We start from the raw sequence: 18,069 nt of genomic DNA on the forward strand, positions 1-18,069 counted from the left end.
GAAGGGCTCCGTTATGCAGCGCGCCGGCGCGGGTTGAACCAATCGGCCAGCGCGTCGCCGATCAGGTTGAAGGAAAGAACGACGAGCAGGATCGCGATCCCGGGCGCCAGCGCAACCCAGGGCGCGTCGCGCAGATAGGCCAGGTTGCCCGCGACATCCGCGCCCCATTCCGCCGCCGGCGGCTGAGCGCCCAAGCCCAGGAAGCCGAGGCTCGCCGTCTGCAGGATCGCACCCCCCAGCGCGAGGGAGGCCTGCACCAGCAGCGGCCCGATCCCGTTGCGCAGCACATAGCGCAGCAGCAGCCGCGGCGTGCCGACGCCGATCGCCATCGCCGCCTCCATATAAGGCTTCACGGAGATGGCCAGCGCCTGGCTGCGCGCCACGCGGGCGAATTGCGGCGCGAGGGTGATGGCGACGGCCAGCATGGCATTCTCCAGGCTCGGCCCGAAGGCCGCGGCCAGCGCGATGGCGAGCACGAGTCCCGGGAAGGCGAGCATGGCATCCACCAGCCGCATCATCACCATATCGGCCGCCCCGCCCGCGAAGCCCGCCACCGTGCCGAAGGCGACGCCCAGCACGAAGGCCAGCGCCACCACCCCGATGCCGATCGCCAGCGTCGCCCGCCCGCCATGCAGCACCCGCGCCAGCACGTCCCGCCCGAAGAAATCCGTTCCCAGCCAATGCGCGGCGGAAGGCGGCGCCAGCTTGTTGGCGATGTCGATGGCGATGGGCGACGCCGTGAAGAAGGGCCCCGCCAGCACCGCCAGCAGGATCACCCCCAGCAGCCCCGCCCCCATCAGCGCCAGGCGGTTGCGCGCCCAGAAGCCGCTCATGACGCTATCCGCTTGCGGATGCGCGGATCGAGCAGCGCCTGGATCAGGTCCACCGCCAGCGACACCAGCATGAACATCAGCGCGAAGACCAGGGTCGCGCCCTGGATCACCGGATAGTCCCGGTTGCGGATGGCATCGAACATGAAGCGCCCGATGCCGGGCCAGGCGAAGACCGTCTCCGTCAGGATCGCGCCGCCCAGCATCTCCGCGAATTTCAGCCCGACCACGGTCACCGCCGGCAGCAGCGAATTGCGCAGCGCATGGACGAAGAAGACCGCGCGCTCCGGCAGGCCCTTGGCGCGGGCGGTGCGGATGTAGTCCTCCCCCATCGTCTCCAGCATGGTGTTGCGGACGAAGCGCCCGAGCGTCGCGGCGAGGAAGGAGGCCAGCACCGTGGTGGGCAGCAGCAGGTGCCGGAAGGCGTCCCAGGCCGCCTCCCCATCCCCGTTGATCAGCCCGTCGATCACCGCGAAGCCCGTGACGGGATCATCCAGGAAGAAGGGGCTGGTGCGCCCCGAGATCGGCAGCCAGCCAAGCGCGATCCCGAAGACCAGCTGCAGCACCAGCGCCAGCAGGAAGGCCGGCATGGAGACGCCGAGCAGCGAGACCAGCCGCACCACATGGTCGAAGGCGGTATTGGCGCGGATGGCGGACACCACCCCCAGCGGGATGCCCACCACGATCGCCACCAGCAGCGCCAGCACCGACAGCTCGATGGTCGCCGGCAGCCGCAGCAGGATCTCCTGCGCCACCGGCGCGCCCGTCTTCAGCGATACGCCCAGGTCGCCCCGCAGCAGCCCGCCGAGATAGGACAGGAACTGCATGCCCATCGGCTCATCCAGCCGCAGCTGCGCCCGCAGCGCCGCGATCTGCACATCGGTGGCGCCGGGGCCCAGCAGCGTCACCGCCGGGTCGCCCGGGATGAAGCGCGTCAGGTGGAAGATGATGACCAGCACCAGGAACAGCACCGGAAGCAGCGCCGCCAGGCGCCGCAGCGCGTAACCGCCCATGATGCGGAAGTCCTACTCCTTGTAGACGCCGTGATACTCGTTCAGCGGCGGCGCGCTGTTGACCACCAGGCCCTTCACATTCGCCCGCTTGAAGACGATCAGCTTGTTGCTGAACAGCCAGGCCGCCGGCACGCGATCCATGATCTGGCGCTGCACCTGGAAGTACAGTTGCTTCCGCGCCTCGAAATCCACCGTGGTCTGGGCGCGCAGGATCAGGCTGTCCAGGCCCGCATCGGCGGGCATGCGGAAGGTCATGGCGCTGTCGGCGAGCGACGACAGGTAGCCGATGGTGATGTGCGCGTCGGGGTCGTTGTACCAGGGCTGGCGGCCATCCAGCGCCACCTCGAACCGCCCCGCCACATGCAGGGCGCGCAGCGCCGGGAATTCCGTCTGCGCCACCGTCGCCTCGATCCCCACCGCCGCCAGGTTCGCCTGGATGAAGGTGGCCACCGCCCCCCAGAGGCTGCCCTGGAAGCTGTAGAGCGTGAGCTTGATCTGCCCGGGCTGGACGCCGGCCTCCGCCAGCAACGCCCGCGCCCGCGCCACGTCGTATTTCGGCGCCAGGTCGCGGATGCCGGGGTCGAAGGCCCAGCTGTTGGTCGGCAGCGGGCCATAGACGCGGTCCGCCGTGCCGCCGAGCACGCCCTCCAGCAGCCCGTCATAGTCGATGGCATGGGTGATGGCGCGGCGCACCCGCACATCGGCCAGCGGCCCCTGCAGGCCGGAATTGTTGAATTCCAGCTGGCGGATGATCTGGCTCGGCACCTCGATCACCTCGATCCCCGCCCGCCCGCGCAGCGCCCGCACATCCTGCGTCGGCAGCGCCGCCAGCTGCGCGTTCTGCTGCACCAGGTCGAGCCCGCCATTCTCCAGCTCCAGCCGCCTGGTCGAGGCATCCGGGATCACGCGGTAGATGATGCGCTGAAGGCGCGGCGCGCCGCGGAAATAGTCGGGGTTGGCATCCAGCACCACGTCGGTGTCCGGCCGGTAGCTGCGGAACCTGAAGGGGCCCGTGCCCACCGGGTTCACGTTGAAGGCCGCGCCGTGGCGCGCCACCGCCGCCGGGCTGACGATCGCCGCCTGCGGCTGCGCCAGCAGCGACAGGAAGACCGGCATCGGCTCCTTCAAGGTGATCCGCACTTCCAGCGGCCCCGTCACCTCGATCGCCTCGATCAGCCCGAAGGTCGCGCGCATGAAGGGGTTGGTGTCCCGCGTGCGTTCCAGGCTGAACTTCACCGCGGCCGCGTCCAACGCCGTGTCGTCATGGAACTTCACGCCCGGCCGCAGCGCGAAGGTGAAGACCTTGCCATCCGCCGACACCGTCCAGGACCGCGCCAGCCGCCCTTCCAGCTGCGCGAAGGAAGGCGGCGTCCAGGCCACCAGCGTGTCGAAGACGTTCAGGATGATCTCGCTGCCGATCGGCTCCGCGCGGTTGGCGCCGGGCTCCAGCCCCGCCGGATCGGCATTCACGCCGACCACCAGGATACGGTTGCGCGCCGCCGCCGATTGCGCCGCCGCGCCGCGCGGGAGGGCGGCAAGACCGAGCAGGGAGGCGAGTTGACGCTTGCCGAACTTCATCGCGCTTGATCCTTCTAGCCGCGGGAACGCTAGCCCAGGGATTTGTCCGGTCAAGCAATTGGTGCGACGCAGCGTTGACCTTGCGATAGATACACAGGAATGGTCATCGCGCCCCGGTTGCGCGCCCCGCGCCGCTCGAAAGGATTTCGCCCGGCGTGACACGCCCGCGCCTCGCCATGCTCCCGATCGCGCTCGGCACGATACTGGCCGGCGGCAAGGCGCCTGCGCAGGTGCCGCCGCCTCTGCCCGGCATCATCGAACGTGTGGCCCCGGCGGAGGCGCCCAGCCTCGGCCCCGCCCTGCTGCCACCGGAACCGCAGGCCACCACAGGCCCCGGCGCCGCCCGGCGCCTGCCCATCGGGCGAGTCGCCATCACCGGCAACACCGCCCTGCCCGCCGCCCTGCTGCGCCCGATGCTGGAGGGGGAGGAAGCGACGCTGGCGGAGGTCGAGGCCGCGCGGCTCGCCATCCTCGGCGCCTATCGCGCCGCGGGCTTCGCCTATGTCGCCGTCGCCGCCACGGCCAGCCGCGGCGCGGATGACCGCATCGACCTCCGCTTCACGGTGACGGAGGGCTTCATCGCCGATATCGCGCTGGAGGGTGCCGGCATCGGCCCGGCGGAGCAGCAGGTCCGCCGCTTCCTGGCGCCGCTGATCGGCCAGCGCCCCCTGCCCCATGGCGCCCTGGAACGCGCCCTGCTGCTGGCGGGCGACATCCCGGGCATGGAGGCGCGCGGGTTGCTCCGCCCCATCGAGGGTGATCCCGGCGCGCTGCAACTCCTCGTCCGCCTCACGCGCCGGCCGCTGACGGGCTTCGCCAGCCTGGACAATCGCGGCTACAGCCTGACCGGCGCCTGGCAGGCGCTGCTGGTCGGCCAGGCGAACAGCCTGACGCGGTTCGGTGAGCGCACGGAGCTCGCGCTGCTGCGGACGGATGCGAATGGCCAGGGCTTCGCGCAGCTCTCGCAGGAATGGTTCCTGGGCGGCTCGGGCCTCAAGCTCCGCGCCTTCGCCGGCGCCGGCCGCGCGGCACCGGGATCGGCGCTGGCGGCGCTGGGCTATCTCGGGGAGACGCGGGTGGCGGGCATCGGCCTCAGCCATCCCCTCATCCGCTCCCGCCCCCGCAACCTGGTGCTGACCGCGCAGTTCGACGCCTTCGACAGCGAGGTGCAGACCCGCCCCTTCCCCGGCACCGCGCGCCAGACCGCCAGCCGCGATTCCGTGCGCGCACTGCGCATCGGCGTGGAAGGCCAGGCGCAGGACGCCATCCTGTCCTTCCTGCCCGCCGCCGCGACCAGCACCGCGACGCTTCGCCTGCATCGCGGGCTGGAGGCCCTGGGCGCCAGCGATGGCAGCGGCGGCGGCACCGCGCGGGCGGGCAGCGATTTCGGCTTCACGCGGATCGTGGTGGAAGCATCGCGCCTGCAGCCGCTGCTGGTGCCGGCGGAGGGCTGGCTGCTCTCCGCCTATGGCATCGCCGCCGCGCAATGGACCGACGATTGGCTGCCGCCGGCGGAGAAGTTCTACCTCGGCGGCAACCGCCTGGGCCGCGGCTTCCATGCGGGGCAGCTGTCAGGCGACCGCGCGGTGGCCGGCACGGCGGAGCTGCAGCTGGCGACCGAATTCGACCTGCGCTGGCCGAATGGCGGCACCCGGCTCGGCACGCAATTCTACCTGTTCCGGGATGAGGGCCGCGCCGCCGACAATGGCAGCGATGTCGCGACGCGCCACCTCGCCTCCTGGGGCGGCGGCCTGCGCCTGCAATTCGATGAGCGCGCGCAGATCGATGTGGAGGCCGTCCGCCGCCTGACGCGCGCGCCGGAAGGCGCCGGGGTGCGGGTGCTGGAAGCGGACGGCGTCTATGTCCGGCTGCTGCTGCGCTACTGAAGGCAGCGCCGACACCTCATCAGCCGCGCCGTGGCCGGATCGGCCACCAAGCCCGGAACACCGCGATGCCAGTGATCAAGGCGGAGACGAGAACCAGCGCGCCGCCCGCCGCGACGACAGCGACCACCATCCGATCGGCCCGCAATTCCGCGAGTTCTTCCTTGCACCGATCCAGGGCATCGTCCCTGTTCCCATAGCCCGACGCGGCAACGCATTCCGGTACGAAGCCGGCGCGCGGGGAACGCACGATGTAGGTCGATGCGCCGGCGAGGAACGCGAGCGCGAACGTAGCGATGGCCGCTGCCAGTATTCCCCTCACGAGCATCCCTCCGCCATTCTGCCGCCCCGGCCCCGACAGCCTAAGCGCATCCGAGCGGCGACGGTCGATGGTTCATCAGCGCTGAACCTGACACGCCATCCGCAGCGTCAAACGGCCCGCTTTCCCGCAGCCGACAATCCTTAGCGGCTTCCCTCCGCCGAGCTGCGGCGACCATGCATGCACGAAAGCGTCCTTCTGGCGACGCCGGACCGGCAGCGCGTCGTCACCGCGGCAGAAACCCTCATCCAAGCTGCCCTGGCGAAACTGGGGACCAGCGGGCAGGTCCAACGTCCACCTCGCGCCACGCCGCTCCAACGGCGTCATGCGTGTGGGCGCGGGCCGAAACCGTCGGGTCCCGGAACCGCCAAGCGATCGCGCACGCTGGGGCGGCAGCGAGGTTGAAGCAGCTGGCGCTTCCGGTTGGACGTACAAGGACGCGGTCCTGGACGCGACGCGGTGAGCGTGGGTGCCCGGCTTCCCCCCGCAAAGGCCCGCGACGTGTTCCACGCCCCGACTGACGGGCACGGCGATGAGGTCACGGGCAAAGCCCGGCCGTATTCTAGGCCAGGCCGAGGGTCTTCATCGCCTCCGCCTCCGCGATCGCCGCGGCACGCGCGCGGGCGCCCCAGGTGGCGCCGCCGATATGCGGCGTCAGGACCACGTTCGGCAGCGCAGCCAGGCGCGCCGGCACCACGGGCTCCCCATCCAGCACGTCGAGTGCCGCGGCGGCGATGGTGCCGGTCTCCAGCGCCTCGATCAGCGCCTGCGTGTCCACCTGCGGGCCGCGCCCGACATTCACCAGGATGCCCTCGCTGCCCAGCGCCTCCAGCTCGGCCTTCCCGACCACGCCCCGCGTCTCCGCACCGCCCGGCAGCACGATGACGAGGAAGTCGGAGGCCGCCGCCAGGTCCCGCATCGTCGGGAACAGCTGAAAGCCGAGGCCGCGCGCCGAGGGCCGGTCCAGCCCCACCACAGTCATCCGTGCCGCCTGTGCCCGCGCCGCGATGGCCTGGCCGATGCGCCCGAGCCCCGCGATGCCCATGGTCGAGCCCGACAGCGTCTTCCCCGGCCGGAAGCGCCCCTTGGCCGCCCAGGCGCCGCCACGCGCGAAGCCATCCGCCTGCACCAAGTCACGCCCCGCCATGATGGCGAGCCCCATGGCGAGGTCGGCCACGTCATCCGTCAGCGCCTCCCCCACCGGACGCACCGCGATGCCGCGCGCCGCCATCCCCGCGAAATCCAGCTTGTCCGTGCCGGCGCCGAGCGAGATTACCTGCCGCAAATTGGGCAGCCGCGCCAGCATCGCCGCGTCGCAGCCCGTATTCGCCATGGTGATCAGCACCGCGACCTCGGCGCGCTCCGCCTCGCTGAGCTCCGCCACCGCGGCGGGCCCGGCGACGGGGCGCAGCCGCCCGGCCTCCACCAGCTTCGGCATGCGCGCGCCGGGCAGGACATCGTAGAAGATCACGGTTCCGGGCTGCGGCATGGGCGGGGCTTTCCACTGTGTGCGGAAGCCATGCCGCAGGCGTCGCGCGCTGGCTAGTCGCCCAGCGCGATCTCCGCGCGCAGGAAGGGCGCGACGCGGCTTTCCACGAGATCGACGCCGAGCCCCGGCCGGTCCGGGATCGCGAGGCGCCCGCCCCTCACCTGCGGCTCCAACGGCTGGTCCACCAGATTGAAGTGGTCGGGCACCCGGAAGGGGTAGAGTTCCTGGATGAGGAAATTCGGGATGCAGGCATCGAGCTGCAGCGCCGCCGCCGTCGCGACCGGCCCCGCGCAGAGATGCGGCTGCACCCGCATGTTGTACATCTCCGCGATGGCGGCGATCTTCTTCGTCTCCATCAGCCCGCCGACCGTGCCGATATCGGGCTGCACCACCGCGACCGCCCGCAGCTCGAACAGGCGCCGGAAGCCGTAGCGGGTGTAGAGGCGCTCCCCGGCCGCGACGGGGCAGCGCAGCCCGTCGGCCACCGTCTTCATCCCCTCGGGATCGAAGGGGTCGACCGGTTCCTCCAGGAACATCAGGTCGAACTCCTCCAGCCGCCGGCCCAGGCGCAGGATGTCGGCGGTGGCGAGTTCCGCGCTCATGTCCACCATGAGATCGACCTTGGGCCCGACCGCATCCCGCACCGCCTTCACGCGGGCCACGGCCAGATCCTCGAAATCCCGGTCGAATTCGCGGCGGGAGACATGGGCGAAGATGCCGTTGGGATGGTTCCGGATCGGCGTCGCCAGCGGGTAGAATTTCAGCGCGTCATAGCCGGCCTTGAGCGGCATCTCCGTCGCCTTCGCCGTCTCCTCCGGCGTCACGGCGCGGAAGGACCAGCCATTGGCGTAGCAGCGGACGTCCTTGCGGTAGGACCCGCCCAGCAGCTGGTACACGGGCACGCCGAGCGCCCGGCCCTTGATGTCCCACAGCGCCGTCTCGATGGCGCTGATCGCGGCGAAGATGATCGGCCCGCCGCCCTTGGCCCAGAAGGTGTGGTCGTAGAGGTCGGACCAGATCGGCTCCACATCATGCGGATCGCGGCCGAGCACGATCTTCCGCAGCATCTCCTCGATCAGCGCCGCGGCGCCGGTCGCGCCGATGCCATAGGCCAGCGCCGCCTCCCCCAGCCCCTGGATGCCGTCATCGGTCCAGAGGCGGAGGATGAGGGGCCGCCGCCCGTCGATCTCCGTCAGGTAGATCTGCGCGCGGGTGATCTTCATGACGGAGGCCCCTGCCGTTGCTTCAGGCGACTTCAGCGGTCTCGAAGGTCAGGCCGGAATAGAAGGTCAGCGCGCCCGGCATGTTCTTGAAGCCCGTCACCTGGCGGCGCATGGCGTAGCCCTGGCTGCGCCAGGTCAGCCCCACGATCGGCGCCTGCTCGATCGCGATGCGCTCCATCTCGCGGTAGATGTCGCGGCGCTTCGCGGTGTCGAACTCCGCCCGGCCCTGGTTCAGCAGCTCCGTGATGCGGTCGATCTTCAGGCCGAAGCTCCGGACGTAAGAGGGCGAGAGCGAGCCATCGACGAAATTGGCGATGCCGTCGGGGTCGTTGCTGTCCGCCGCCGTGCCCATCACCGCCATGTCGAACTGCCCGCGATTGCCGATGGACACCCGCGTCGCCCAATCCGGCATGTTCAGCTCCGCCCGGATGCCGACGGCGGCCAGGTGCTGCTGCACCACCTCCGCCGTGTCCTTGTGCATGCCGTATTGGGCGGTGGAGAGCAGGTTGCAGCTGATGCCGTTGGCGTGCCCGGCTTCCGCCAGCAGGCGGCGGGACAAGGCGGGGTCGTACTTCCAGCCTTCCTTGAACTCCGCATTGTAGAAGGGGCTGGATTCCGGCACCGGCAGCTGCATCAGCGGCGATCCGCGGCCGAAGAAGGCGGCGCGCACCAGCTCATCCCGCCGGATCGCATGCGCCACGGCGCGGCGCACCCGATGGTCGTTGAAGGGCGCCTTCGTCCCGTTGAAGACCAGGAACATGAAGGCGCCGTCCACGGCATCCAGGCTCAGGCGCTGGTCGGCGCTGATGGCGTCGAAGGACTGCCAGGGGACGTATTCGATCAGGTCCACATCGCCGGACCGCAGCGCGGAGACGCGCAGATTCTCATCCGCATAGGCCACGGCGCGGATGCCGCGCAGCTTGGGCAGGCCCGGCCGGAAATAGCCGCGGAAGGGCTCGAGGTCGATCGAGGTGCCGCGTTCCTGCGCCCGGATCATGAAGGGACCCGCGCCCACGAAGGTGCCGCGCGGCGAGTTCCGGGAGATGATCGGCAGATGGTAGGACGCCATCCAGATCGGCAGCGTCGCCACCGGTTCCTTCAGGAAGATGCGCACCGTCAGGTCGTCCGGCGTCTCGACGCGCTCCACCCCCTGCATCTCCGCCCGGAAATAGGCGGTGGAGCGTTCGGCGGCGATCTGCTCGATGGTCCATTTCACATCGGCCGAGGTCACCTTCTCCCCGTTCTGGAAGCGGGCGTCGCGCAGCTTGAACTCCCAGCCCTGGGTGCCGATGGGCGACCAGCTTTCCGCCAGCTCCCCCCGCAGCGCGCCATCGGGGCCGTAGGAGGTGAGGCCGCGATAGATCATCAGCTTGATCGTCGCCGCCGCCGTGCCCGTGTTCTGCCAGGGCTGGATGGAGGGCGGGAAGGAGGAGAGCGCGAAGCGCAGCACCCCCGGCGTCTGGGCCCTGGCCTCCGGCAGGCGGAGGAAGGGCAACATGGCCGATGCGGCGGAACCCGCCAGGACGGCGCGACGCGATGCTGACATGGTCATTCTTCTGTTCCCTTCCTCATTCCCAGACGGTGACTACGCAGTGCGGTGGTAGACCTCTCGCGCGGTGGTGGCGCTGATGACGCCCTCGGCCAGGTCGCGGGCCAGGGCTTCCGGCGCGCGCCCTTCGGGCGGGCCATAGCCGCCGGCACCGGGGCTCACGATGGCGAACCATTGGCCCGCCTTCAACTCGGCATTGTCGCGGTCGAAGACGACGCCGGGGCCGCATTCCACCGCGCCATGCCCGCCTGCCTGGCCGCCCAGCAGGCCCCAGGATGTCGAGGTGAGGCGGGAGACATCGACACGGACGCGGCAATCCTCATCCGCGCGATAGACGCGCCGCAGCCCCATGCCGCCGCGGTAGGTGCCGGGCCCGCCGGAATCCTCCACCAGCTCGTAGCGCAGCAGCGTCAGCGGATACTCGATCTCCAGTGCCTCGACCGGCAGGTTGGAGGTGTTGGTGACATGGACATGCACGCCATCCAGCCCGTCCTTCGTCGCCCTTGCGCCGGCGCCGCCGCCCATCGTCTCCAGGTACACCCAGATGGCTCCGTCATCCTTGCGCTGCCCGATGAAGGTCGCGACGGTGCAGACGGAGTTGGAGCAGGCCGTGACACGCTCCGGCACCGCCTGGGCGAGCGCGCCGAGGATGAGGTCCGAGACGCGCTGGCAGGTCTGCACCCGCCCATTCACCGCGGCCGGATGCGTGCAGTTCAGCACCGTGCCTTCCGGCGCCGTGATGGTCAGCGGCCGCGCCAGGCCGGCATTCGGCAGGATGGTCGGATCGACCACCGACTTCACGACGTAATAGGCCGTGGCGAGCAGCGCCGTGTAGGTCATGTTGAGCCCGGCGCGGAGCTGCTTCGGGCTGTCGAAATGCAGCGACATGGCGTCGCCCTGGACCGTCACCGTCACCTTCAGCGGCAGGTGGGTGGTGACTTCCGTGCTCTCGAAGACATCCTCGAACACCCAGGTGCCATCCGGGATGGCGGCGATGCCGGCGCGCATCTTGCGCTCCGCGTAGTCGAGCAGCGCGGCGCCCGCGGCCAGCACGGTCGATGTACCGTATTTCCGGCACAGCGCCTGGAAGCGCTGCACGCCGACGCGGTTGGCCGCCATCTGCGCGCGGAGGTCCGACAGCCGTTCGCGCGGCACCTGGCAGTTCAGCAGGATGAGGTCCAGCACGTCCTTCTGCAGCTCTCCCGCGCGGTACAGCCGCACCGGCGGGATGCGCAGACCCTCCTGGTAGATGTGCTGGTGCCCGCGATCGGCGAAGTCGGAGTGGTGCGCCAGGTTCACCGTCCAGGCGACGATCCGGCCATCCACGAAGATCGGCTCCGCCAGCACGATGTCCGGCAGGTGCGTGCCGCCGCCGGCATAGGCGTCATTGCCGACGAAGACGTCGCCCGGCTGCATCCCCGCCACGTCATGCAGCTTGAGGATATGCGGCACGATGCCGATGAAGCTGCCGAGGTGGATGGGGATATGCTCCGCCTGGCACAGCGTGTTGCCCGCGATGTCGAACAGCGCGGTGGAGCAGTCCCGCCTTTCCTTGATGTTGGTGGAGTAGGAGGCGCGGATCAGCGCCTCTCCCGTCTCCTCGACGATGGAGGACAGGGCGGCGCCGATCACCTCCACGGTGATCGGGTCGAGCGTCGTGACGGCGGTATCCATCAGGCCGCGACCTCCAGGATGAGGTTCAGGTAGGAATCGACCCGCGCGGTCATGCCGGGCAGGACGACGGTGGTGGTGTCCATCTGCTCGACGATGGCGGGGCCCACGAAGCGGTTGCCGGGGTGCAGCGCATCGCGGCTGTAGATCGGCGTCTCCACGAAGCCGCCGGCCTCCGGGAACCAGACCTCGCGCTTGCCGATGATGGCGCCGGTGGCATCCGGCCCGGCATCGGGGTGCGACGCCAGCTTCGCCTTGGCGACACGGCCGGTCGCTTCCAGGCGGAGCGTGACCAGCTGGATCGGCTCCTCCTCCGCCACGAAGCCGTAGCGCTGGCGGTGGCTTTCGGTGAAGCCGGCGGCCAGCGCCGCGATGGTCTCGGCCGTCACGGGGCCGGGCGGCAGCGGCACGGGCAATTCGTAGTTCTGGCCGGCGTAGCGGATATCGGCCGTGCGGGTCAGGCCGCGATCGCCCGGCGCGATCTCCTCATGCGCGAACCACTCCTCCGCGCGGGCCTCCAGCCCCTCGAAGGCCTGCGCCACATCGGCCACCGATGCCTCGGTCGCCGGCATCAGCCGCGTCGCCGCGAAATCGGCGCGAAGGTCCGTCAGCAGCAGCCCCATGGCGCAGAGGATGCCGGGGTTGCGCGGCACCAGCACGCGCTTCATGTCGAGCTCGATCGCCAGCCTCGCCGCATGCAGCGGCCCCGCGCCGCCGAAGGCCATCAGCGTGTAGTCGCGGGGATCATAGCCCCGCTGGATGGAAATCACGCGGATGGCCCGCGCCATGTTCGCGGTCACGACGCTGATGATGCCCTGCGCCGTCTCCATCACGCCGAGGCCGAGGCGCTCCGCCATGCCCGCGATGGCGCCCTTGGCGAGGGACTGGTCGATCTTCATCCGCCCGGCCAGCAGGTATTCCGGGTTCAGCGTCTGCAGCACGACATTCGCATCGGTCGTCGCCGGCTCGGTATTGCCGCGCCCGTAGCAGACCGGCCCCGGATCCGCGCCGCAGCTCCGCGGCCCCACCTTCAGCAGCCCGCCGCCATCGATATACGCAATCGATCCACCACCCGCGCCGACCGTGTGGATGTCGAGCATCGGCGCCTTGATGGGGTAGCCATGCACCGTGGCCTCCGAGGCCAGCTTGCACTGCCCGCCATTCAGCAGCGCCACATCGGTGGAGGTGCCGCCCATGTCGAAGGTGATGAGGTCCGGGAAGCCCGCCAGCTCCCCGATCGCCTGCGCGCCGACCACGCCGGTGGAGGGCCCCGACAGCACCGCCCGCACCGGCATCGCCGCCGCCGTGCCGAAGCCGATGACGCCGCCATTGGATTGCGTCAGATGCGGCGTGGCCGTCATGCCGAGGTCGCGCAGCCTTGGCGTCAGACGCTCGATGTAGCGTCGCATGACCGGCCCGAGATAGGCGTTGAGCACGACGGTCGACAGCCGCTCGAACTCCCGGAACTCCGGCGCGATCTCATGGCCCGCGGAGATGAAGACCTCCGGCATCTCCTCCCGCAGGATCGCCACCGCGCGCGCCTCATGCTCCGGCCGGATGAAGCCGTAGAGGAAGGAGACGGCGATCGCCTTCACCTCCGCGGCCTTCAGCGCCCGCGCGGCCGCGCGCACGGCGTCCTCATCCAGGGCCGCGTCGATGCGCCCGTCATGGCGCACGCGTTCCGCCACCTGGAAGCGTAGGTCACGCGGCACCAGCGTCGGCGGCTTGTCCGCCTGCATGTCATAGAGGTCCGGGCGCTTCTGCCGCCCGATCTCCAGCAGGTCCCGGAATCCGTCCGTGGTGACGAGCCCCGTCTTCACGCCGCGATGCTGGATCAGCGCATTGGTCGCGACCGTGGTGCCATGGCCGAAATAGGTGATCGGCGCGCCAGGCTGCGCGGCTTCCGGCGCCACCCGCCGCATGCCCTCCTCCACGCCCTGGGCGATGCCGCGGGAGGGATCGTCGGGGGTTGAGGAGACCTTCCAGACCTCGACCCGGCCGTCATCCTCGTCGAACAGGCAGACATCCGTGAAGGTGCCGCCGGAATCAACGCCGACCCGCCAACGCGCCATGCTTCGCCATCCTCAACACGCGGCCTGACTGCCGCCTGGGACAACTATCCCGTTGCATTCTTCGGCCCGGCAAGCACCTATTCACCGGAATGACAGTATCCGCCGCATATTCTCACTGGGTGGAAGTATCGGCCTGATATCGGAGCATTCCTGGCTCATGAGTGAAAATGGGACTGACAGCGCCGTCTCGGGCGTCGGCCGCGTCTTCAGCCTGCTGCGCCTGGTGGCGGAAGCGCCGCCCGGCGGCCTGCGCCTGACCGACATCGCCGCCCGCGCCGGCCTGCCGCGCCCGACCGTCCACCGCCTGCTGCGCGCCCTGGCCGCGGAAGGCGCCGTGGCCTTCGAACCACGCGGCAAGCGCTACACCCTCGGCCTCGACCTCTTCCTGATGGCCGCCCGCGCGGGCGATGCGACGGGGCTGCGCGACCTGGCGCGCCCGACGCTGCTGCGCCTCACGGCCTCGCTGGGGGAGACGCTCTTCCTGCTGGTGCACAATGGCTACGACGCCGTCTGCATCGAACGCAGCGCGGGGCCGCTGCCCATCCGCTCCTTCACCGGCGATATCGGCGGGCGCGTGCCGCTCGGCATCGGGCAGGGCGCCACCGCCATCCTCGCCTTCCTGCCGCCGGCCGAGCAGGATGAGATCGTGCGCCACAACCTGCCCCGCATGCGGGACTTCGGCGGCCCGGACGAAGCCTCGCTCCGCGCCGAGATCGCCCGCGTGCGGCGGGAAGGGTTCTGCGGCGGCGCCGCGGGCCTCATCCCCGGCATGGCCGGCATCGGCGCGCCCATCCTGGACCGGGACCAGCGCGCCGTCGCCGCCATCAGCATCGGCACCACGACCGACCGGCTGACGCCGGAGCGGCGGGAGGTGATCGCGGAGATGCTGAAGCGGGAAGCGACGGCCATCGGCCGCCAGATCAACCCCTTCGATCCCACGCTGCGCCGCGCCGGCGCCGCGATGGCGGGCTGATCAATCGTCCGACCACTGGCCGAACCAGCGGCCGGTGCGGCTGCGGTAATCCTCCCACGCCGCGCCGAATCGCGCGGCCAGGTGGCGTTCCTCCCGCAGGATCGCCAGGCGCAGGATGGCGAAGCCGGCCGCCGCCGCCGCCAGCAGGAACCAGAGATTGCAGAAGGCCAGCGCGGCGCCGGCCAGCAGCACCAGGTTGCCCAGGTAGATCGGGTTGCGGGACCAGGCGTAGATCCCGGTCGTCACCAGCCGCGTCGCCGGCCGGTTCGGCAGCACATTCGCTTCCTGCACCACCAGCGTCGCCACCGCGGCGATGTCGAGGCCAAGCCCGGCGGCCATCATCACCCAGCCGATGGCCTCCATCACGTCGCCATCCAGCCATTCCGGCGCCGGCGCCATGCGCCCCAGCGCGAACGCCACCGCTGCCGCGCCGATGAGGATCAGCGGCGGCCAGGGGATGCTGTTCGGCGGCGGCACGGTCTGAGGCACGGGCCGATTGTGCAGGAAGCCGCGCCGTCACGCCACGCGGGATTTTGCGGCGCGGGATGCGCGGCTCAGGCGGCCAGGGGCGCCAGGGCAGCGCCGCCCGGCACGCCGGCCAGCTGGTAGGTCCGGATGGCGGTGCCGGCGAACAGCGCGTCCTTCTCCGCCTCCCCCGCCCCCGCCGCCAGGCGCTTGAAGGCGTTCCAGACGGCCACGTAGCCCGCCATGCCCTTGTCCACGGGAAAGTTGCTTTCGAACATGCAGCGCCGGGCGCCGAACAGCTCGATCACCGTCTCCACCCAGGGCTTCCACGCCTCCGCCAAGTGGCGGGATGCGGGCGGCAGCGGATGGTGGTGGAAGTCGTAGCCCGTCACCTCCATCGCCAGGCCGCCGATCTTCACGCGCAGATTCGGCAGCGCGGCCAGCGCGCGCATCGCCTCCCGCCACGGCGCGAAGACCTCCGCCCGCCTGCCCGCGAAGGGGCCGACGCCCAGCGCGCCGCCGATGTGGTTCACCACCACCGTCACCTCCGGCACCGCCTTCGCCAGCGCCAGCACATCGCCGAGCTGCGTGTGATAGGCCCAGACATCGAGCGTGAGGCCGAGCGCCGCCAGCCGCCGCGCGCCCGCCGCGAAGGCGGGCTCCGCCAGCGGCCCGGGCGGCGGGGTGATGAGGTTGGAGCGCACGCCGGGATCGGGATGCCAGGCGGTGCGGTTGCGCACCCCCCGGAACCGCGCGCCGGCGATTGCCACATGCGCCTCCAGCACCGGCGCCACGGCATCCCCCAGCAGCAGGTCCGCGAAGCCGACGATGCCCGCGCAGGCCAGCGTCCTGCCATAGGTGCCGCTGGCCGCCGCGGCCGCGATGCCGTTGACGAACTCCGTCTCCCCCAGCGGCTTCAGCGCCTCCGGCCCGTCCGGGCGATACATGGAGGCGCATTGGATGAAGACGGTGGCGCGGATGTCGTGGCCGCTGCCGGTATCCCGCAGCAGGTCCGGCAGCAGATAGGTCTCGTCATGCCGGTCCCAGAGGTGATGGTGCGGATCGACGATGGGCCGCGCGGGGTCGAGGATCTCCTCCCCCTCCCCCAGCGCCAGCCACTCCTCCCGGATCTCGACCTGCTTCGCGGCATTCAGGCGCCAGGGCTGGACCATGGCGCTCAGCCCTTCAGCAGCACGACGGCCTCGATCTCCACCGCGATCCCGCGCGGCAGGCTGCCCATGCCGACCGCACTGCGCGCCGGCCTGCCATTATCGCCGAACACCTCGACGAACAGGTCGGTGCAGCCATTGATCACCTCCGGATGCCCGCCGAATTCCGGCGTGCCGCGCACCATGCCGAGCACCTTCAGGATGGTGTCCACGCGATCCAGGCTGCCGAGCGCGGAGCGCATATTGGCCAGCAGGTTCAAGCCGCAGAGCCTGGCCGCCGCATAGCCCTCCTCCACGCTCATGCCCGCGCCGAGCACGCCGGTGATGGAGGACCCATCCGCCCGCCGCGGCCCGACGCCGGACAGGAACAGCAGCCCGCCGCCGATGCGCCACGGCACGTAGTTCGCCATCGGCACCGGCGGGTTCGGCAGCTGAAGGCCCAGTTCAACCAGGCGGGCTTCGGCGGACATGGCAGTCTCCCTCAACGGTCGCGCCACTCTGGCGCCACCGCGTCAGAAATGCACCAGCTCCGGCGCGAAGAAGCCGAGCCCCGCCAGCGTCGCGCCCACCACGCCAAGCCCGACCGACGCCACCGCCAGCAGCGGCACCGCGGTGATGATGGAGGAGGAGGCGAGCACGATCGCCACCTGGAACGCCGCGGAGGCATATTCGTAGTTGTGGTAGGCGGCCATGCTGCGATCCCGCTTCGCCTCCGCCGCCCGCGCCCGCGCGCTCAGCTCGCGCCGCCCCTCGCCGGAGGAAGGCTCGCTCTCCCACCGGTCGGCCGTGCTGCGCCAGGCCTGCTGCTGCCGCTCGATCGCGGCGATGGCGGCGGCATCGGCGCGCGCGGCCTTCTCCAGCTCCGCCTCCTCCGCCGCCGTGCGCACCACGGTCTGGCGGATGGTGCGGGCCTGGAAGAAGGCCCAGAGATTCGCGGCCTCCACATTGCGGCTGATCGCCTCCGTCTGCGCGCTCTTCGCCCCCGTCTCCGCGATGGCAAGGAACAGGGCGAGGATCGCGATCAGCAGGGCAATGCGCTTGTCGCCCCCATGATCGCCGTGATGATGGCCGGCCACTGATCAATCTCCGGTAGGATGGCGCGCCCCTTTGCCGAAGCGGCAGCGGGAACGCAATCCGCCCTCTCCCTCGCAACCATGGCGAAACGAAGAAGGCGCCGCGGCGTTGGCGGGGCCATGAACGCCAGCGACCTGCTGCCCAGCCTCTCCGGCCTTGCCTTCGTGCCGCATATCCGCGACCTCGGCATCGCCTACGCCCTCGCCTTCATCATCGGCTGGAACCGGGAACGGGAAGACCGCAGCGCGGGGCTGCGCACCTTCCCGCTCGTCGCCGTCGCGGCCTGCGGCTTCCTGCAGGCGACGGAAGACATCACCGCCGGCGAACCCGAAGCCCTGGCCCGCATCATCGAAGGCGTCATCACCGGCATGGGCTTCATCGGCGGCGGCGCCATCCTCAAGCACGGCGGCGAAGTCCACGGCACCGCCACCGCCGCCTCCCTCTGGGCCACCGGCGCCATCGGCGTGGCCGTGGCCCTGAACGCCTACGACGTCGCCCTCGTCATCTGCGGCTTCACCACCGTGACCCTGTACATCATGGCCCGCCTCAAATCCCGGGAGCGCGGGTGAGCGCGCGGGGGACGCGCGCCGGTGGCCCGGGGAAGGGACGCCGTCCCTTCCCCGATACCCCTTCCCTGCCGAGGGCCAGCGGGCCCTTGTGTCTTGGCGATGATGCATAGTGTGACCGCCGGTGCAGGGCTGCAGCCCTGCACCGGCGGCGCGATCTCGAGGCCGTCGGCCCTTCGGTCCTAAGACCGTTTC

16 protein-coding genes are annotated in these 18,069 nt (G+C 70.7%); 3 read left to right on the forward strand and 13 right to left on the reverse strand.

Features of this window, described 5'->3' with window-relative positions; translation table 11 throughout:
* Positions 1–11: 11 nt before the first annotated feature.
* From JJI54_RS29785 to JJI54_RS29795, 3 genes are read right to left on the reverse strand one after another with little or no spacing between them, the layout of a single operon-like run.
* Positions 12–833, reverse strand: a complete 822-nt coding sequence (locus JJI54_RS29785) for an ABC transporter permease (protein WP_203077072.1) — start codon at positions 831–833, stop codon at positions 12–14.
* The gene (locus tag JJI54_RS29790) at positions 830–1,843 is read right to left on the reverse strand and encodes an ABC transporter permease (protein WP_203077073.1); all 1,014 of its coding nucleotides are present in this window, start codon (positions 1,841–1,843) and stop codon (positions 830–832) included. The genes JJI54_RS29785 and JJI54_RS29790 overlap by 4 nt, the downstream gene beginning before the upstream one ends.
* 12 nt (positions 1,844–1,855) lie before the next feature.
* Complete coding sequence (locus JJI54_RS29795; RefSeq protein ID WP_203077074.1) at positions 1,856–3,421, reverse strand: ABC transporter substrate-binding protein; 1,566 nt, start codon at positions 3,419–3,421, stop codon at positions 1,856–1,858.
* A gap of 155 nt (positions 3,422–3,576) precedes the next feature.
* Here JJI54_RS29795 and JJI54_RS29800 point away from each other — a divergent pair, with 155 nt between their 5' ends.
* Positions 3,577–5,307, forward strand: a complete 1,731-nt coding sequence (locus tag JJI54_RS29800) for a ShlB/FhaC/HecB family hemolysin secretion/activation protein (protein WP_203077075.1) — start codon at positions 3,577–3,579, stop codon at positions 5,305–5,307.
* Between the two features lie 19 nt (positions 5,308–5,326).
* On the opposite strand, the gene JJI54_RS29805 is transcribed toward JJI54_RS29800, so the two are convergent.
* From JJI54_RS29805 to JJI54_RS29830, 6 genes are all read right to left on the reverse strand, one after another.
* Positions 5,327–5,632 (reverse strand): hypothetical protein, encoded by a 306-nt coding sequence (locus JJI54_RS29805; protein ID WP_203077076.1) that lies wholly within the window; start codon positions 5,630–5,632, stop codon positions 5,327–5,329.
* 553 nt (positions 5,633–6,185) lie between these two features.
* Positions 6,186–7,112, reverse strand: a complete 927-nt coding sequence (locus JJI54_RS29810; RefSeq protein ID WP_203077077.1) for an NAD(P)-dependent oxidoreductase — start codon at positions 7,110–7,112, stop codon at positions 6,186–6,188.
* A 53-nt stretch (positions 7,113–7,165) separates the two neighbouring features.
* On the reverse strand, positions 7,166–8,335 hold the full coding sequence (locus JJI54_RS29815) for a mandelate racemase/muconate lactonizing enzyme family protein (protein WP_203077078.1): 1,170 nt from the start codon (positions 8,333–8,335) through the stop codon (positions 7,166–7,168).
* A 22-nt stretch (positions 8,336–8,357) separates the two neighbouring features.
* A complete protein-coding gene (locus JJI54_RS29820; RefSeq protein ID WP_203077079.1) occupies positions 8,358–9,881 on the reverse strand; it encodes an ABC transporter substrate-binding protein in 1,524 nt (507 codons plus the stop codon).
* Between the two features lie 39 nt (positions 9,882–9,920).
* Positions 9,921–11,558 (reverse strand): hydantoinase B/oxoprolinase family protein, encoded by a 1,638-nt coding sequence (locus tag JJI54_RS29825; RefSeq protein WP_203077080.1) that lies wholly within the window; start codon positions 11,556–11,558, stop codon positions 9,921–9,923.
* Positions 11,558–13,627 (reverse strand): hydantoinase/oxoprolinase family protein, encoded by a 2,070-nt coding sequence (locus tag JJI54_RS29830; RefSeq protein WP_203077081.1) that lies wholly within the window; start codon positions 13,625–13,627, stop codon positions 11,558–11,560. Before JJI54_RS29830 ends, JJI54_RS29825 begins: the two co-directional genes overlap by 1 nt.
* Positions 13,628–13,784: 157 nt before the next feature.
* On the opposite strand from JJI54_RS29830, the gene JJI54_RS29835 reads away from it, so the two are divergent.
* Positions 13,785–14,600, forward strand: coding sequence for an IclR family transcriptional regulator (locus JJI54_RS29835; protein ID WP_203077082.1), 816 nt, complete (start codon positions 13,785–13,787; stop codon positions 14,598–14,600).
* Here the strand turns inward: JJI54_RS29835 and JJI54_RS29840 are convergent, their stop codons facing one another.
* From JJI54_RS29840 to JJI54_RS29855, 4 genes are all read right to left on the reverse strand, one after another.
* Positions 14,601–15,089, reverse strand: coding sequence for a methyltransferase family protein (locus JJI54_RS29840; RefSeq protein ID WP_203077083.1), 489 nt, complete (start codon positions 15,087–15,089; stop codon positions 14,601–14,603).
* Between the two features lie 65 nt (positions 15,090–15,154).
* On the reverse strand, positions 15,155–16,237 hold the full coding sequence (locus JJI54_RS29845; RefSeq protein WP_226382234.1) for an amidohydrolase family protein: 1,083 nt from the start codon (positions 16,235–16,237) through the stop codon (positions 15,155–15,157).
* Positions 16,238–16,242: 5 nt separating this feature from the next.
* Positions 16,243–16,704, reverse strand: a complete 462-nt coding sequence (locus JJI54_RS29850; RefSeq protein WP_203077084.1) for a RidA family protein — start codon at positions 16,702–16,704, stop codon at positions 16,243–16,245.
* 42 nt (positions 16,705–16,746) lie between these two features.
* Positions 16,747–17,310, reverse strand: coding sequence for a DUF4337 family protein (locus JJI54_RS29855; protein ID WP_203077085.1), 564 nt, complete (start codon positions 17,308–17,310; stop codon positions 16,747–16,749).
* Positions 17,311–17,427: 117 nt separating this feature from the next.
* On the opposite strand from JJI54_RS29855, the gene JJI54_RS29860 reads away from it, so the two are divergent.
* A complete protein-coding gene (locus JJI54_RS29860) occupies positions 17,428–17,877 on the forward strand; it encodes an MgtC/SapB family protein (protein WP_203077086.1) in 450 nt (149 codons plus the stop codon).
* The last annotated feature ends 192 nt before the right edge of the window (positions 17,878–18,069 follow it).

This window comes from Falsiroseomonas ponticola (genome assembly GCF_016805305.1).
GTDB lineage: Bacteria > Pseudomonadota > Alphaproteobacteria > Acetobacterales > Acetobacteraceae > Falsiroseomonas > Falsiroseomonas ponticola.

Excerpts from the sequence above, each read along its gene's own strand:
- JJI54_RS29790 (WP_203077073.1), bottom strand. The coding sequence starts at position 1,843 with ATGGGCGGTTACGCGCTGCGGCGCCTGGCGGCGCTGCTTCCGGTGCTG.
- JJI54_RS29820 (WP_203077079.1), bottom strand. The coding sequence starts at position 9,881 with ATGTCAGCATCGCGTCGCGCCGTCCTGGCGGGTTCCGCCGCATCGGCC.
- JJI54_RS29815 (WP_203077078.1), bottom strand. The coding sequence starts at position 8,335 with ATGAAGATCACCCGCGCGCAGATCTACCTGACGGAGATCGACGGGCGG.
- JJI54_RS29795 (WP_203077074.1), bottom strand. The coding sequence starts at position 3,421 with ATGAAGTTCGGCAAGCGTCAACTCGCCTCCCTGCTCGGTCTTGCCGCC.
- JJI54_RS29850 (WP_203077084.1), bottom strand. The coding sequence starts at position 16,704 with ATGTCCGCCGAAGCCCGCCTGGTTGAACTGGGCCTTCAGCTGCCGAAC.
- JJI54_RS29825 (WP_203077080.1), bottom strand. The coding sequence starts at position 11,558 with ATGGATACCGCCGTCACGACGCTCGACCCGATCACCGTGGAGGTGATC.
- JJI54_RS29785 (WP_203077072.1), bottom strand. The coding sequence starts at position 833 with ATGAGCGGCTTCTGGGCGCGCAACCGCCTGGCGCTGATGGGGGCGGGG.
- JJI54_RS29845 (WP_226382234.1), bottom strand. The coding sequence starts at position 16,237 with ATGGTCCAGCCCTGGCGCCTGAATGCCGCGAAGCAGGTCGAGATCCGG.
- JJI54_RS29835 (WP_203077082.1), top strand. The coding sequence starts at position 13,785 with ATGAGTGAAAATGGGACTGACAGCGCCGTCTCGGGCGTCGGCCGCGTC.
- JJI54_RS29805 (WP_203077076.1), bottom strand. The coding sequence starts at position 5,632 with ATGCTCGTGAGGGGAATACTGGCAGCGGCCATCGCTACGTTCGCGCTC.
- JJI54_RS29810 (WP_203077077.1), bottom strand. The coding sequence starts at position 7,112 with ATGCCGCAGCCCGGAACCGTGATCTTCTACGATGTCCTGCCCGGCGCG.
- JJI54_RS29860 (WP_203077086.1), top strand. The coding sequence starts at position 17,428 with ATGAACGCCAGCGACCTGCTGCCCAGCCTCTCCGGCCTTGCCTTCGTG.
- JJI54_RS29830 (WP_203077081.1), bottom strand. The coding sequence starts at position 13,627 with ATGGCGCGTTGGCGGGTCGGCGTTGATTCCGGCGGCACCTTCACGGAT.